Source organism: Microcystis sp. M53603_WE2 (assembly GCF_030065435.1).
On sequence record NZ_JASJFF010000504.1, the window covers coordinates 1 to 15,366 of the forward strand.

Annotated in this window: 15 protein-coding genes and 1 pseudogene; 7 read left to right on the plus strand and 9 right to left on the minus strand. The window is 41.7% G+C overall.

Annotation, left to right across the window (positions count from 1 at the left end; genetic code table 11):
* Positions 1-143: 143 nt before the first annotated feature.
* A complete protein-coding gene (locus PX481_RS10465; protein WP_002758974.1) occupies positions 144-1,418 on the minus strand; it encodes an O-antigen ligase family protein in 1,275 nt (424 codons plus the stop codon).
* Position 1,419: 1 nt separating this feature from the next.
* A complete protein-coding gene (locus tag PX481_RS10470; RefSeq protein WP_288026343.1) occupies positions 1,420-2,247 on the minus strand; it encodes a YaaW family protein in 828 nt (275 codons plus the stop codon).
* 97 nt (positions 2,248-2,344) lie between these two features.
* Between PX481_RS10470 and PX481_RS10475 the strand changes: the two genes are divergently transcribed.
* The 5 genes from PX481_RS10475 (at position 2,345) to PX481_RS10495 (ending at position 6,883) form a co-directional block, all read left to right on the plus strand.
* Entirely contained in the window at positions 2,345-3,289 is a 945-nt protein-coding gene (locus PX481_RS10475) for an NAD(P)/FAD-dependent oxidoreductase (protein WP_002758976.1), read from the plus strand.
* 98 nt (positions 3,290-3,387) lie between these two features.
* Positions 3,388-3,642 (plus strand): DUF7219 family protein, encoded by a 255-nt coding sequence (locus tag PX481_RS10480; protein ID WP_002758977.1) that lies wholly within the window; start codon positions 3,388-3,390, stop codon positions 3,640-3,642.
* A 219-nt stretch (positions 3,643-3,861) separates the two neighbouring features.
* Positions 3,862-5,925: an ABC transporter ATP-binding protein/permease gene (locus PX481_RS10485; protein ID WP_002758978.1), complete on the plus strand. Its 2,064-nt coding sequence runs from the start codon at positions 3,862-3,864 to the stop codon at positions 5,923-5,925.
* Between the two features lie 193 nt (positions 5,926-6,118).
* Positions 6,119-6,652 (plus strand): GNAT family N-acetyltransferase, encoded by a 534-nt coding sequence (locus PX481_RS10490; protein ID WP_002758979.1) that lies wholly within the window; start codon positions 6,119-6,121, stop codon positions 6,650-6,652.
* Between the two features lie 12 nt (positions 6,653-6,664).
* A complete protein-coding gene (locus tag PX481_RS10495) occupies positions 6,665-6,883 on the plus strand; it encodes a hypothetical protein (RefSeq protein ID WP_288094556.1) in 219 nt (72 codons plus the stop codon).
* Between the two features lie 26 nt (positions 6,884-6,909).
* Here PX481_RS10495 and PX481_RS10500 read toward each other — a convergent pair whose 3' ends face one another.
* The 4 genes from PX481_RS10500 to rodA all read right to left on the minus strand — a co-directional run bounded on the left by PX481_RS10500 (position 6,910) and on the right by rodA (position 11,215).
* A complete protein-coding gene (locus PX481_RS10500; protein WP_002758980.1) occupies positions 6,910-7,884 on the minus strand; it encodes an MvdD family ATP-grasp ribosomal peptide maturase in 975 nt (324 codons plus the stop codon).
* A 105-nt stretch (positions 7,885-7,989) separates the two neighbouring features.
* Complete coding sequence (locus PX481_RS10505) at positions 7,990-8,967, minus strand: MvdC family ATP-grasp ribosomal peptide maturase (protein WP_002758981.1); 978 nt, start codon at positions 8,965-8,967, stop codon at positions 7,990-7,992.
* A gap of 278 nt (positions 8,968-9,245) precedes the next feature.
* Entirely contained in the window at positions 9,246-9,398 is a 153-nt protein-coding gene (locus PX481_RS10510; protein WP_071825016.1) for a microviridin/marinostatin family tricyclic proteinase inhibitor, read from the minus strand.
* A 536-nt stretch (positions 9,399-9,934) separates the two neighbouring features.
* Positions 9,935-11,215 carry a rod shape-determining protein RodA gene (rodA, locus tag PX481_RS10515; protein WP_288094555.1) on the minus strand — a complete coding sequence of 427 codons (1,281 nt, stop codon included), beginning with the start codon at positions 11,213-11,215 and terminating at the stop codon, positions 9,935-9,937.
* Between the two features lie 80 nt (positions 11,216-11,295).
* On the opposite strand from rodA, the gene PX481_RS10520 reads away from it, so the two are divergent.
* Complete coding sequence (locus PX481_RS10520) at positions 11,296-11,445, plus strand: hypothetical protein (protein ID WP_196219819.1); 150 nt, start codon at positions 11,296-11,298, stop codon at positions 11,443-11,445.
* Here PX481_RS10520 and PX481_RS10525 read toward each other — a convergent pair.
* The 3 genes from PX481_RS10525 to PX481_RS10535 all read right to left on the minus strand — a co-directional run bounded on the left by PX481_RS10525 (position 11,442) and on the right by PX481_RS10535 (position 14,771).
* Positions 11,442-12,503, minus strand: coding sequence for an Mrp/NBP35 family ATP-binding protein (locus PX481_RS10525; protein ID WP_002758983.1), 1,062 nt, complete (start codon positions 12,501-12,503; stop codon positions 11,442-11,444). The two genes, PX481_RS10520 and PX481_RS10525, sit on opposite strands and share 4 nt — an antisense overlap.
* Positions 12,504-12,715: 212 nt before the next feature.
* The gene (locus PX481_RS10530; RefSeq protein WP_002758984.1) at positions 12,716-13,507 is read right to left on the minus strand and encodes an MOSC domain-containing protein; all 792 of its coding nucleotides are present in this window, start codon (positions 13,505-13,507) and stop codon (positions 12,716-12,718) included.
* Entirely contained in the window at positions 13,494-14,771 is a 1,278-nt protein-coding gene (locus tag PX481_RS10535; RefSeq protein ID WP_002796704.1) for a glycosyltransferase, read from the minus strand. The genes PX481_RS10530 and PX481_RS10535 overlap by 14 nt, the downstream gene beginning before the upstream one ends.
* A gap of 165 nt (positions 14,772-14,936) precedes the next feature.
* On the opposite strand from PX481_RS10535, the pseudogene PX481_RS10540 reads away from it, so the two are divergent.
* Positions 14,937-15,366: pseudogene (locus PX481_RS10540) on the plus strand (glycosyltransferase family protein); the annotation flags it as partial.

Here is a 15,366-nt window from a genome sequence, read left to right on the forward strand (position 1 = left end):
ACCACACCCCACTTCCCCAATTCCCACACCCTACACCCCACTTCCCCACACCCCACACCCCACTTCCCCAATTCCCACACCCTACACCCTACACCCCACACCCCACTTCCCCACTTCCCACTTCCCACTTCCCACTTCCCAATTCATAATTCATAATTTAACCTTTGACTGACCCCGGCAATAGCAGCCAAGAGAAACCAAACAATAGTATTAATCTTGACATCGGAGAGGGTGACATCGACGAGATTAAATAAAACACAAGCGCCAAAAGCTACCAGATAGGTAAAGATAATTAACTCCCCCCCGGCTTTTTGTTGTCGTAAAAAGATTAATAAACGCACCCCTTGGGCATAAATCCAACCCACCCAAACAGACAATAAAATTAAGCCAATAATTCCCGTTTCTGCCATTAACATCAAATATAAATTATGGGGATGACCTAACCATAATCCCTGACTTTTTTCGTAGAGAGGTGTAAAACTGCGTAATCCCCAACCGAATAGGGGTCTTTCTTGGGTCATTTCGAGAGTAAAACGCCATTGGGTTGCTCTGAGAGTCGCTAGAGGGCGATCAGGGAACATTTCATCGGATAATCGCGCCCAAATCGCCCTAGGAACCAAAAAACGCACACTATCCCTTAAAGGATTTGGTCCCCAAGAAGCGAGGGAAATCACCCCCCCCAAGAGGATAAAACCGGCGACTAAGGCATTCCAACCCAGATAAAGGGCGAAAATTAGGCCTCCTAAAAAGGCTAAGGCCCAAGCATTGCGAGAATTGCTTAAAAATAGCCCTACACCGTCGATCAATATGGTTAAAGTTAAAAACCCGACTTTGAGATTTAAAAGGGTATTTCTTTGTCTGTGCCACTGCCGCAAAGTTAGAATTAATAAACCGATCGCTAAAATCAGAGTTATTAATAAATAAGCCCCCAAAAGATTAGCATACATAAAAACCGAAGACATCCGCCCGCTCGGTTCACCCCCCGCCCCGTAGGGCCAGGTAAAAATCCCTTTTAATGCTTCCGGTTTTTGCCAACCGAGAAAAATTTGTCCCCATCCCATCACCACTACCCAAACCGACGGAATAACCATCACCCAAGCTAGTTGACGCAATTGAGAGGGTTTTTTAATTAATTGCCGAATATTGCTAAAAAAGAAGAAAAAGGGCAGGAAATTTCCTAAACCAATCCAAGCATCCCCCGGAGTTGGGGAAAGACTGGCACTAATCATTAACCAAAGAGTGACGATACCGAGACCTTGATTGAGACGTGACTGGATAATTGCCCGAAAATTGCCGGTAAAAACCCTAATTAAGACGATAATAATGCCGATACCCGCTAACTCCGGCAGCATCATGGCGATAAAAACTGAAAAAAGTATTAAATTCCACTCCCACCCTTGACAAAAAATCTTTTTCATGTTATGCAGGTTGCCAACAATCGTCACGGGTCAGACGAATTTGGGCAAGGGCAAAAATAGTCGGGATAATCCGGCCGTAATCGGTGGCGATCGCTTTCCAACCGAGATCGGCAATAAACCAACCCCATAGAGCCGGTCCTACCAAACTTAACACGGTTCTGACCGCTCCGTAGCGGGCCGCCGCCGTAGTCATGCCCTGTTTAGCCGTTTGTAGGGCTAATTGATTAGCAATTGCCCCACCCTGGACTAGGGCAGTTTTTGCCCCTTGATAGCGGGCAAAATGGAGAGCGAACTGCCCGGCGATATGTTTGAGCAGAATCGGTTTCAGGATAGAATTAACGGCGATGACGCTACTGCCTTTGAGGACTATATCGAGGGGATTGTGTTGTAGGTGAACGGGTAAGGGTTGGGGAGTGTGGGAATCCGCGAGTGCCTTTTGAATTTGAATCGAGAGGGATTTTTGTTCCGATGGGGGGAGACGTTTCCAAGCTTTGTTAACGAGGTGAAGATAGATTTCCGCTTCAATTTCCGTTGTCGGCATTTTTTGGGAGTAGGGAACCTTGAGGAAATGACAGACACGGACGAGAATTTGACGATAACTAACTTTTTCCGTTTGACCTTTTAACACTGTCACACCATCGGCAGCCAAATAACGAAAACGATCCTCGACGCTATCTAACCAACTATCCCAATCTTGACTTTGAACGGCGATTGCGTCCGGCGCTCGTAGATAATCGAGAGGGTTAAAACGACGGCAAAAGAGGATGTTAGTGATTTGCTGCAGTTCCTCCTCGGTGGCTAACTCCAAAGCTGTGCGTAGTTCGTCCAATGTGGTTTGTCCTCCTCAGCCCCAATAATCAACTTAGTTTCGCTAGTGCTGATTACTACTAATATTAACTCAAGGGTTCACAGGATTAGGAAGGCTAGTGACAAATTTTTCGATTAAGGTTGGGATCATTGGCGCGGGTTTAGCCGGGTTAACCTGCGCTCGTCAGTTGTGCGATCGAGGTTATACTGTTAAGCTATTTGATAAGTCTAGAGGCATTGGTGGTCGTTTAGCCACGCGACGGGTTAATCGAGCCAATCAAGAGATGGCTGTGGATCATGGCTTGCCTTTTTTGACTATTCAGGGCGAAAAAACGGCGGCTTTAATTGATAATCTCCTGAGAGAGAATCTAGTTACTTCTTGGTTTGATTCTAGCTATGTTGCTCCTTCTGGCATCAATAGCGTGGCGAAATTTTTAGCTCAAGGGTTAGAAATTGAACGAGATTTTCTGGTTACTCGTCTGGAAAATCGTCAAGGAAAATGGGTTTTAAACAATAACGGTCAAATTCGGGGGGAGTTTTCGGCGATTGTCTTAGCTATTCCCGCCCCGCAAGCAGCGTTATTGTTAGAAAACTCTCCCATAACTACTATGCCAGAATTGCGATCAATCGTTTACGATCCCTGTTTAACGGTAATGGCGGGTTATGGCGATTCTTTACCCGCAGTTGCTCCCTCCACCGATATCGCTTGGTTAGGACTTGATAGCAGTAAACGGCAATCATCCCCTGATTATGTCTTTGTTGTGCATAGTAGTGGAGATTTTGCGGTTAAATATCTCGATAGCGAGGATTTAGAAGCAGTTAAGCTAGATTTGCTCTCTCGTGCTTCTTTGCCTCTCCCCGATTGGTCTCAGCTGCACCGTTGGCGTTATGCTTTAGTCCGTCAGGGTTTAGCTGTACCCTGTTTAAGTGTTAATAGTCCTTTACCTCTAGTTGCCTGTGGTGATTGGTGTCAAGGGGGAGATTTATCGAGAAATTCTTCCCTAGAAACGGCCTTAACTTCTGGGATAGCGGCAGCTAATCAAGTTCAGCAGCTACTCTCTTAAGAATCTAGAGACAGGTTTAAATTCTTAGGTTAAGCTTAAGTTAACAAAAGTTTAAATATATAATAATGTAGATATCCTATACTGGGGGGTCGGTAACAATGGAAAAATTCAATTCTAAAGATAACTTTCTCTACCCTAAAACCAGCTACAGGGGTTTATTCACGCCACAAAATTTAGTTTTTAACGCTAATTTGCAGGAATTCGCCCTGAGAGTCTCTTTTATCGCTGGTTTACACAGTGGGGGAAAGCTTACCTCCACGGAAGCTTACGAGAAAATTAACCAGCTTTGGCAAGAGTTGAATACCAGTCAAAAATTCCTACTAGCTAATCATTTTGAGGATGACGGAGATTGAGAGACGGGGGTTTTTCAGTGACCAGTAAACAGCATCTAGACTGCCACAGTAACAAAAGTGGGTCAAGTAGTTCTTAGTCAAGTCAGAGCTTTCTGGCCATAGCTGGCTTTCATCTTCTAGATAAAAATGTTATCAAAAGACAACAAGAGGTAATTCTGCCGCTACAATATGATAGCGAGTTGTCAAGAGAACAGTAAAAGAACTGCCAATTGGATCTAGATGCCTCAATATACTACTAAACAAGCAACGGAAAACCCTGTTGTGTCCGACCAGTCCGCCAATAATCCCTTTTCACTATTTGGTCAATTTTGGGAAAGCCTAAAAATTGTCGCTCAACCCTATTGGTATCCAACGGAGTTAAATGGACGCGCCTTTGGAGATGTGATCATTTCTTGGGGGATGTCAGCTTTGATCCTTTTAAGTATCTTGGCAACGGTGGGGGTAGAAGCTTTTAGTAGCTACTGGAATCGTTATGTACTCGACATTATTATTGAAGATAGAGATCTTTCTAAATATCTAAATACGCTGTGGTTATCCAGTTTGTTGATTATATTAACAACGGGGTTATTTGCTTTTTCTCAATTTATTCGTCGCAAAGTAGCCTTAGATTGGTATAAGTGGTTAACCAAACAAACCGTTAAAAAGTATCTCAATGCTCGCGCTTATTATAATATTGATTTTACCTCAGCTTTAAAAAATCCCGATCAAAGATTATCTCAAGAAATTGAACCAATTACGACCATGACCCTAAGGTTATTAATCACCTTCGTGGAAAAAGGGTTACAAATGATTACTTTTGCGATTATTCTTTGGACAATTTCTCGGCAAATTGCGGTTTATCTGATAATTTATACGATCGCAGGAAATTTAATAGCAATTTATCTAACTCAAGAATTAAACAAAATTAATCAATCGGAGCTTAATAATAAAGCTGATTATAATTATGCTTTAACCCATGTGCGTAACCACGCCGAATCCATTGCTTTTTTTCAGGGAGAAGAGCAGGAAGAAAAAATCATTGAAGGCCGTTTTCAACGGGTTATTCAAAGCTCGGAAAAACTGATCAATTGGGAACGGTTTAATAATCTTTTTAATCGAGGTTATCAGTCAGCGATTAGTGTATTTTCAATGTTTATTTTGACCCCGATGTTTATTAAAAATGAAATCGATTATGGGGAAATTAGTCAAGCGAGTTTATGCTGTTTTCTTTTTTCTAATGCCTTGGGACAATTAATTACTGAATGGGGAACATCGGGTAAAGTTTCAAGTTATATTGAACGGTTAGCTACCTTGACAGATGCCTTAAAAGTTGCCAGTGAAGAGCCGAAAAACTTAAGTCGTATTACCACCCTGGAAGATAATCGTCTAGCTTTTGAAAATTTTACCCTACAAACTCCCGATTATGAAAAGGTAATTGTGGAGAATTTATCGGTTTCTGTCCCTTTGGGAGAAAGCCTACTCATTATTGGCCCCAGTGGTCGAGGAAAAAGTTCCTTGTTACGAGCAATCGCCGGTTTATGGAAAGCGGGTAGTGGTCGTTTAGTGCGTCCTCCTTTAGCTAAAATGTTATTTTTACCCCAACGTCCTTATATTATCCTTGGCACTTTACGGCAGCAATTACTTTATCCCCATACCAATGAACAGGTGAGCGATGAAGAATTAGAAAATATCTTAAAAAAAGTCAACCTGCAACATTTATTAACTGACAAAAATACCTTAGATAAACAAGTCAATTGGGAACAGATTTTATCCCTCGGAGAACAGCAAAGACTAGCTTTTGCTCGACTATTAATCACTAAACCCACTTTTACTATCTTAGATGAAGCAACTAGCGCTTTAGATTTGGCCAATGAAGCCAGCTTATATCAGCAATTACAGGAAAGTGAAACCACTTTTATTAGTGTTGGTCATCGGGAAAGTTTATTTAATTATCATCGATGGGTCTTAGAGTTAACAGAAAATTCCCATTGGCAGCTGTCAACTGTAGAAGATTATCAGCGCAAAAAAGTGAATAACCTAGTGATGATGTCAAAAAAATCAGAAAATTTTTCGGCGGTAAAAATAGAGACTTTGTCTGAGGTTAAAACTGAGCATGATGCGGAAATTGCAGGAGTTTCTGAAATAGCCGAAGGTTTGTCCCATCAACAAATGCAGTCTCTAACTGATTATTCTTTAAGTAACGTCCGGAGTCGTGCCAGTTTAGGTAAAATCATTACTGCCAAAGATGGTTTTAATTATCATTATGATAAAGACCCAAAAACCTTAAAATGGGTGAGAATATAGCTAATGGGGTGACAAACAGATTGAAATTGAGACAGGGTGTGGGGGGTAGGGTGTAGGGGGTAGGGAAAATTTTTCAGACTTCCCCCTCTCAGGAGAACTAGAGAATGAGGTTTTTGCTGGGTAAGTTGATTAACAAGCTACTAACTGATAACTGATAACTGATAACTGATAACTGGTATAGGAGTTTTATCAAATGAAAGCACTGGAAAAACTGGTGACGGAACGATTATATTTAGTCCCCTTCAAGCTTGAACTTCTCAAGGCCGCAATTATAGGTATCGATGAATTAGCAACAATTTTGGGGGTAAAAGTTGCAGCTGACTGGGCCGAACAAGAGTTGATTCAAGCTTTCCCTGATATTGCGAATATTTTGCTGCAATTCCCCTTACAAAATGAGTGGGGGTGGGGGAGTTTAATTATTCATCAAGCAGAAAATACCCTTATTGGTCATGTGATGATCAAAATTGTTCCTGATGTCACAGGTTTACCCACAGATGCTGTAGAAATTGGCTATCAAGTAGCACCGTTATATCGACGACAAGGCTACGCATCTGAGGCGACAAAAGCAATGATGGACTGGACACTTTCTCAACCTGGTATGCAAACAGTGACCGCTGGCTGCGCTCCCGATAATATAGCTTCAAAGCGAGTTTTAGAAAAAATCGGCATGGATCTGATAGAAGCACGAGAGAAAGTCTTGGTCTGGAAATTAAGTAGGGTTTGCTGAAAAAGTTTGTTGGTGGGGTTAGGAGCCAGTTATCAGTTATCAGTTATCAGTTATCAGTTATCAGTTATCAGTTATCAGTTCACTGAGAAAACTCCCCACTTCCCCACTTCCCACACCCTACACCCCACACCCCACACCCCACACCCTACACCCCACACCCCACACCCTACACCCTCTTTCAAGTCAGTAGTCGGGGGGAAATCTGGAGTCAGAGCCTCGTCGATGCGATAAAATACTCTGGCTCTGTATTTGTTGGTTTATGAGTTGACGAGGACTTCAGCGATCGCCTGGGAGATAGGAAAATAAGGAGGATAAAGTTCTAGCCAGAAAAACTCGCCAACGGGATTAATTTCTAAAAAGATATAACGTTCATCTGGTGTGACAATCATATCAATTGCACCATAATTAAGACCGAAATATTTCATTAATTCTAGTAGTTGTTTTTCAATAGTTTTCGGTAAATCGTAGGGTTGCCATTGTTGATGGAGCGCTCTTCCCTCTTTTCGCCAATCGTAGATAGCGCCGTCTAATTGTTGGGAATTAATCGCCGCCGTAAATATTTGTTCACCGACGATAGTGATGCGTAATTCCAAAGCTTTAGGAATGTTTTCCTGAAAAGTCATTGGACAAAATTGCAAACCTTCCAAATTATCTAGGTCTTCCTTAGTAACAGGACTGGTAAAAACAACCATTTCCTCTTGCTTGTCTCCATAAATAGCAAATTGAGAAAGCATTTTAGTCACAATTCCCGTCGCTTCAAACTCCTGAGCAAATTGCTTGACAGCTTCAGGATTATTAGAAGTTAAAGTCCCCGGAATTAATAAACCTAATTGTCGCGCCACTTGTAACTGCAATTGTTTATGATTGGCATGATCTACCTTAGCAATTGGATCAAGATGAAAGCCAGATAAACTAGCAATCATTCCTCGAATACTTAACCGACATTCCTTAAGAGAAGCTTCGCGAAATTGACTATCCATCCCATCGGGTAATTTTAGTCCGTATCTCATGCGTCGATACCAGACAGCAGAAACTTCTTTTAGCTCTAATTTTTGTTCTCCATCGGTAATAATTCCGCCTTTTTGACCGCCTGAGTAAAGATCAACTTTCACCTCTGTAGGGAAGCGATCGGTATCAAAACGGAAGGCTTTTTTCCCCATCGTTTCTATGGCTTTGATTACCAGAGGAATACTTTCATTATCGTTGCTAAAAGTAACAAGTAAAACGGTCATAAATCTCCTTGATGATTTGGGATTGAGAATCCTGATTAGATTTTGGATTGAGAATCTTGATAATCCTAAAATCCTCAAAATCCTGATTAGGTTTTGGTTTGATTTTTAGCATACTAAAAAATCAGCGATCGCATTAGAAATAGGTAAATCTAAATCCCGTTCTAACATTCCCCACTCACCACAGGGATTAACTTCTAAAAAAATGTATTCTCCCCCAGGAGTTAAGATAAAATCAAACGCCCCAAAATTCAACCCTAAATTAGCCATAAAAATCTGAAGTTGCTGCAATAGTGAATCAGGTAAAGTATGATGTTGCCAAGCACCCGGATCAATACCCGGTCTTCGCCAATCTACGGCTGAATTATTATACTGAGAAGATTCTAAAGCTCCCACAAATGTCTGTCCATTAACCACGACAACTCTCAATTCTAATTGTTTGGGAATTTCCGCTTGAAAAACCATAGGACAATAGCGTAAAGATTCCGCTTCCTCAAGGTCTTCTGCTTTCACCCTACTGGTATAAAGAAAAAATTCCGGCGACTCCATACTGCGGGCGATCGCAGTTAACAATTTACTCACCATTCTTCCCTGAACCTGGGAAAAAAACTCCCGGGCAGCATCAGGATTATTGGTCACTAAAGTGGGGGGGATAATCAAGCCAACTTCTGAGGCCAAACGAAGTTGTAATAACTTATTTTTAGCCTTCTCAATTTGCGCTAAATTATCTAACCAACGCGCTGACCTTAAACTATCCCAAAAACCAGCCAAAGTCGTCTGGGATTCTCGCACACAAACCTCCCGAAACTGAGGATCTAAATCCCCTGTTAGTTCAGGCTGCCAAATACGTCTTGTCCAAACAGATTGCACCTGTTGACTATCAATAGATTGATGGTTATAGGTTAATTGATAAAAACTTTTTTTACCATTAAATTGGGCTGTTAGTTGAACCTCTAAGGGAAATTTATCGGTATCTAAGCGAAAAGGTGTGGCTCCTTTTTTTTCTATCGCCTCAGCCACGCGGTCAATCGTGAAAAAATCGCCGCTATGGGTCAACAATAAAACAACTTTAGGCGATTCTTTCATGTCAATTGCAAATCCCTATATTTTAACCCATTTTAAGGCTTTTGGGCGGATATTTATCGAGAAGAATCTCAATAAAAGGCGGAAAAAATTGCTGCTTTTGCTTAACTAATTGCAGTATTTGTTTTTTTCTTGAGTAATTACTAAAGTTACTTTACAGCACTTCTCAGGATCTCAACGTGCAGTTTTTTTGGCTGCAAGCCTTGCTTAGTGGAGCCTTTAGCTTTTTGTCTGTACGGTGTAATCAAGAAAAGTGCTGTAATTACTCAAGTGATCTGAGTTTAATAATCTTCCCAGTCAGAAGGGTATTTAAAGGTCGTCCCGAAGGTAGGCTCAGGGGAAGGAGACTTGATGGAAGATTCCTCTTTGCTTACGGACAAGAAACGAGCAAAGAAAGGAAGTGCTTTACCTTGTTGATCGTTGGGATATGCCATAGTTATTCCTCTGGTAATTTCGAGTGAATAGGTTTAATCACTCAGACAAAACTAACAACCTGTACTAACCCTTGAAAGCTTTGCTGTGCATGGCTTTCAGAATTGGGATTGTGCAAATAATTTGCTTTTATTTGGGTGATGGGAAACATCATAAGCACTAATCTGGCCAATGTCAAGCACTTAAGAACAATTTCTGCTAAATCCGACATTCAGCATATCTTCATATACTTGTATATGTTTTTACATTCCCCAAGATGTTTTAACGAAAAACCTTGATTGTAGAAACTACTATTGAGAACATTTTCAATAATTGATTTTTTCTGAGAAAAAAATTTACAATTCTTCACCTTGATCAAAATCCATCATTGTAGTTATAATTCTTACTGGCAAGGGTTTGGAAGGAATATATTAGTAAAAATCATCAATTGAATGTTAAGAAGTGCGGAAAGTGGGATTTAATACTCCACACTTAAAACTCAAATCTGATAACTGATCACTGATAACTGATCACTGATAACTGATATCTGTACAACTACTTAGTACAAACGCTTACGGGGGCGATAATTAGCCACGGATTCCACTAAACCCAAGGCAATAAAATTGGTTAATAAAGATGAACGTCCATAACTTAACCAGGGTAAAGGAATCCCTGTAATCGGGGCTAATCCCACGGTCATGCTAATATTAAGAATTGCCTGAAAAGCGATCATCGAGAGAACACCGATCGCTATTAAAGAACCGAAGTTTTCTTTGGCAGTATTAGCAATGACTAACAAACGCCAACAAACTAACCAGAAAGCTATTAAAACTAGAATACTGCCGACAAAACCGAATTCTTCCCCGACTACGGAGAAGATAAAATCGGTGTGTTGTTCGGGAATAAAATTTAATTGGGTTTGGGTGCCTTGGTGTAATCCCCGTCCCAATAATTCTCCAGAGCCGATGGCAATGCGGGATTGAATTAATTGATAACCTCCCCCCAAAGGATTCTTTTCTGGGTCAAGAAATAGGGTTAAACGATCTTTTTGATATTCTTTTAATAAACCCCAAAAAACCTCGCCTAATTTACCCACTGCCAGATTAGTTGCCACCACGATGAAAGTAGATAAAAAACGGTAGGGAAGGGTAAACCAAGCAAGCACAGCGATGATAATTGCTAAAACAATCCAAGCAGGAAAAAGTAAATTAAACAGAAAAACCGATGCGAGGGGAGATAAGAGGATAATCATCCAAGGCAGTTTCGCATTAGCCCAGTAAATCATGCCTAGGGTAATTGCCCCAAAGACTAATCCCGTCCCCAGGTCCGGCTGCGCCATAATTAACACCCAGGGGATGGCAGTGACGGCAAAGACACGAGCGATCGCAAAAAGATTATCGGCGGGACGATGATGTAGGAGGGCTGCTAGGGTGATAATTAAACCTACCTTGGCAAATTCCGACGGTTGCACGTTAAAACTGCCGATATTAATCCAACTTTGCGCCCCATTCGCCGTCACCCCTAGGACAATTACCGCAATTAGGGAGAGATTGGTGAGAAGATAGGTTAACCAGTGCCATTTCAGCAGACTTTCGTAACGACAACGGGCCAGAAATAAAGCGATCGCCACTCCCACGGCCCCGAATAACCAGTGTTGCCACCAGTCGAGAGCAGTGGTGTTCCTTTCGGCACTACGAATCATTAAACCACCGAAAACGGTTAAACCCGTCACCAAAACGAACAAAAGCCAATCAATTTGGGCTATATCCCGGAAAATGAAGCTAAACTGTTCGTTAAAACCCCTTAGTTTCCTACTAATAAGGGACTGTCTTCTCACCATTTCTCTCCACACATTTACTAACTAACTAGGGTTTGCTGAATAAATCTAAAAACATTGTTCGATAAGACTTTTAGACCTTTTTGAAATCCAAAAGCACCGGACATTGGAGTGATCGGGGGGAAAATTTAGGGACTTTTTCCCTGAAAATGGGTAAAATCCTACACCCTACACCCTACACCCTACACCCCACACCCTGCCCCCACCGAAAAACTTTTTGCCGCAAACCCTAACTATAGGCTGCCACGGATACTTTCGCCGCCACCTGACGAGCGATCGCTATCAGGGCTTTAGCTGAGGCCGATTCTGGTTGCCCCAAGACAACTGGTACACCAGTATCACCGCCTTCTCGTAGGGCTATCTCCAGAGGCACACATCCCAGTAAAGGAATGCCCAATTCTTGTGAGGTTTTTTCCCCACCACCGGACCCAAATAGATCATAGGAGCGATCGGGCTGATCGGGAGGGATAAAATAACTCATATTTTCCACGATACCCAAAACCCGCGCCCCTAGCTGTTGGAACATTTTTAAACCCCGGCGCGCATCAATTAAAGAAACCGTCTGGGGAGTGGTGACAATCACCGCACCCGCTAGGGGGACCGATTGAATTAAAGTTAATTGTGCATCCCCGGTACCGGGAGGCATATCGACGATTAAATAGTCTAAATCGCCCCAATTGACTTGATAGAGAAACTGACGGATAATGCCGTTTAACATCGGACCGCGCCAGATTACCGGTTGATCGGGGTTGATCAAAAAGCCCATGGAAACCATTTTGATGCCATGGTTGAAAGCGGGTTCCAATATCTCGCCATTTGCGCCCTGTACCGTCACTTGTGCGTCATTTAAGCCCAACATTGTCGGGGCGTTGGGGCCGTAGATGTCCGCGTCTAATAGCCCCACTTTTGCCCCTAAATGAGCCAAGGCGACGGCGATATTGACAGCCACGGTACTTTTTCCCACACCGCCCTTACCACTGGAAACGGCGATAATATTTTTAACCCCCTCCACACCTTGGCGATCGGGTAAAGCTTTTTGTTGCGGGGTTTCGGCAGTTACTGCCACAGCGACACTTTCCACCCCGGGCAGCTGTTTAACAGCTTTTTGGCAGTCTTCCACGATAAATTCGCGCAAAGGACAGGCAGGAGTGGTCAAAACTAGGGTAAAGCTAACTTTTCCGCCATCGATCGCCACATTGCGGATCATGTTCAATTCCACTAGGCTTTTTTGCAGTTCTGGATCTTGAACGGGACGTAATACTTCTAAAATCGATGCGGTATCAAGGGGCATGGTTTCAGTGTCTCTAGTCAAGTATTGTTCTTATGGTTATTTATCTTAACCTTGATGCCCGCACAGTTATCAGTGGGGAGTGGGGAGTTTTTTGCTGTGAACAGTGAACAGTAATCAGTGAACTGAAAACTCACATCTGATAACTGATAACTGATAACTGATAACTGATAACCCCATTTCCCTATCCCCTATCCCCCTATATCTCTAGATCTCTAGATTACGGTAATAGGATCGCCGACTTTAATTGTACCTATCTTTTCAGGGATGACATTTTCTCCGAACATGATGCCCCCGGGGAAACTGCGAAAAGTGCTTAAGGTTTTTAAAGGTTCTTGCTGGGGATTTCTCCTACCTGTTTCTTGATCGGTGGTGGTGATAATACAGCGACTACAGGGTTTAACTAGGGCATAATTTATCTCTCCAATTGTGATCTTTTGCCAACTACTTTCGCTAAAAGCTCGATCGCTACTAATAACAATATTAGGCCGAAAACGATTCATCGGCACCGGTGCAACTAAACGCCGATTTAAGTCCTCTAAAGAAGCAGTATTAGTTAATAAAATTGGATAACCATCGGCAAAGCTGACGGGAGTATGATCATTCCCCGCATAGCGAGGATTCGCGGGACGTGGATAATCGGGAGATTGTCGCACTAAACGACAGGGAATGTCGAGAATTTTCTCAAACCATTCGGCGATTTCATCTCCTTGATCCATGGCTATGGTGTGAGATTCCCAGATTTGAACCGCTCTTTTTTCTCCTGTGAAATTAGGCTGGAAAGTCAGGGAATCTTGAGATGTTTTCAGAGAAAAATTATCTCCTGTAATCGTGACAGAAACGGTGGCTAATTGCGGATATTCCCTTTGAGTGATAAATTTACCCTTGCCATCCACTAACATCATTTCTCGATCCCAGAGTAACCCTTTAGGAGTCACTTCAGCTTGGGATAATTGAATACCTCGACAGGATTTAATCGGGTAGATATAGAGATCAGTAACCTGCATTTTCTTTCAGTAGTTCTACATATTTTTTTGCCACATCTTCCCAAGTCCAGAGATTAATTTTATTGGGGATATCTTCGGGTAACAAGCGAGGAATTGGATTGAGGATAAATTGTTCTAAACAGTTGGCTAAACTGTCCGCATCTCCCCTAGGATAGAATTGCACTCTTTCGGGACAATTATATAATTCTACCTGTTCTTGAAACACTTCTAAATCGGAAGCGATAACGGGAATACCTTGTAAAATGGCTTCCGCTATTGCCAATCCAAAACCTTCGTATTTTGAGGGAAATACCACAGAGGAACAGGTTTGATAATAAAATTGCAAGGTTTCATAGTCTTGATAACCTAATCCCTTGATATGACTCTCGAAAATTTCTTGATTTTCCCGATAAAGTCGGGTACATTCCTTGAGATAATCTTGGTATTCTTGGGTTTTAGACTGTTGAGATAATTGCAAATTTCCACTAACTAGATTATCGGTTTCTTTACCAATAAAAACTATTTGAAATTTTAAACCTTTTTTAGCTAGTGTCATGGCTGCTTTGAGCAAAGTCAGATGATCTTTGTAGATACCAAAGGAGGAGGGAAAATAAAAATTAACTAGCTCACTTTTGACTAAATCACTCTTGGGATTAGACTGCTCGACAAATCCTGCTAAAGGTACAGCTTTTAATTTACTAGCATAGGTAGCATTGGGAAAAACTTTTAAAACATCGTCTTTAGTTTTTTGGGAAATTGTGAAGAGTAGATCGGCATTATCTAACCATTCTTTTAAGACTTCATTGTAGGGTTCTTGATAGGATTCTGAGTAAGTTAAGGGAGCAAATTGCCAAAAGACATCATAAATAATGCCACTTAAAGTAACCTTGACATTAGGAGGAGAAATCCGATTAGTCATTCCATACAAACAGTGATCAGCTTGGTAACGCTTGATAATCTGATTAATTCTTGCTTCGATGCGTAAAAGTTCAATTCTACGAGAGAAAAGACGATGAATAGAAGTCAGTCTTAGGGTTTTATAAAAATTCGCTAGAAGACCATAAAAATAGATTAATTTTGTCTCAAAACTCTGGGGGTAAAAAGCAAAATCTTCGTAGATAAGTTTATCGGAATCAGGCATTAAAGACTTAAAATATTCAATGTCATTACGAGGGATAACGATAATAATTTGTTCGACGTATTCTAATAAGCTAGGTATTAAAGAGATAATGACTCTTTCTACTCCTCCTTTGCGATAAAACACGATCGGGATGACAATTTTCATAGATTTTCTGGCAGATAGATGGCAATAAAAAGATTGATTTTTGACTTGAACCCATTATATGATAGGCTCGAATTGTTCTACTGAGTCGAGAAATCGAGTTAAATTCGAGAAACTAAGACTCTATCACCCATCGCCCCTATTTTTCCTCGATCTTGGAGAAAAAGAGTGTCACAAGCTACTCCATCCCTACAATCTAATCTCAAACAATGGCTACGGGCCAGCGCACCTTCCCTATTTCAAATTAAACAGCGTTTGAGCGCCCGTCGTTGGCCGAAAAAATCGATCGTTATTTACACAGAAAAATATCGTCCCATGCGTCCGGCGGAAATTTGGCAACGGGGGGCCAGTGGTACCCAGGCATCGGTGGCTTTTTTAGCCCAAGAATGGACGAAACGCGGCTATAAAGTGACGATTTTTGGCAATTGTGAGGGTATGGAAGGGGAACAGGACGGTATTCGCTATGTTAATTATTACCAGATGAATTGGCAGGATCACTTTGAGACATTGGTGATCTCTCGTCATCCCACCTATTGCCGTCCTGGTACCAAGGCAGAACGAATTTTTTTTGATTGGCAAGATATTAAAGTGCCAGCAG

Bases quoted from the DNA above. Each gene is read 5' to 3' on its own strand.
- PX481_RS10465 (WP_002758974.1), bottom strand. From the start codon at position 1,418: ATGAAAAAGATTTTTTGTCAAGGGTGGGAGTGGAATTTAATACTTTTT.
- PX481_RS10480 (WP_002758977.1), top strand. From the start codon at position 3,388: ATGGAAAAATTCAATTCTAAAGATAACTTTCTCTACCCTAAAACCAGC.
- PX481_RS10485 (WP_002758978.1), top strand. From the start codon at position 3,862: ATGCCTCAATATACTACTAAACAAGCAACGGAAAACCCTGTTGTGTCC.
- PX481_RS10490 (WP_002758979.1), top strand. From the start codon at position 6,119: ATGAAAGCACTGGAAAAACTGGTGACGGAACGATTATATTTAGTCCCC.
- PX481_RS10500 (WP_002758980.1), bottom strand. From the start codon at position 7,884: ATGACCGTTTTACTTGTTACTTTTAGCAACGATAATGAAAGTATTCCT.
- PX481_RS10505 (WP_002758981.1), bottom strand. From the start codon at position 8,967: ATGAAAGAATCGCCTAAAGTTGTTTTATTGTTGACCCATAGCGGCGAT.
- PX481_RS10510 (WP_071825016.1), bottom strand. From the start codon at position 9,398: ATGGCATATCCCAACGATCAACAAGGTAAAGCACTTCCTTTCTTTGCT.
- rodA (WP_288094555.1), bottom strand. From the start codon at position 11,215: ATGGTGAGAAGACAGTCCCTTATTAGTAGGAAACTAAGGGGTTTTAAC.
- PX481_RS10525 (WP_002758983.1), bottom strand. From the start codon at position 12,503: ATGCCCCTTGATACCGCATCGATTTTAGAAGTATTACGTCCCGTTCAA.
- PX481_RS10530 (WP_002758984.1), bottom strand. From the start codon at position 13,507: ATGCAGGTTACTGATCTCTATATCTACCCGATTAAATCCTGTCGAGGT.
- PX481_RS10535 (WP_002796704.1), bottom strand. From the start codon at position 14,771: ATGAAAATTGTCATCCCGATCGTGTTTTATCGCAAAGGAGGAGTAGAA.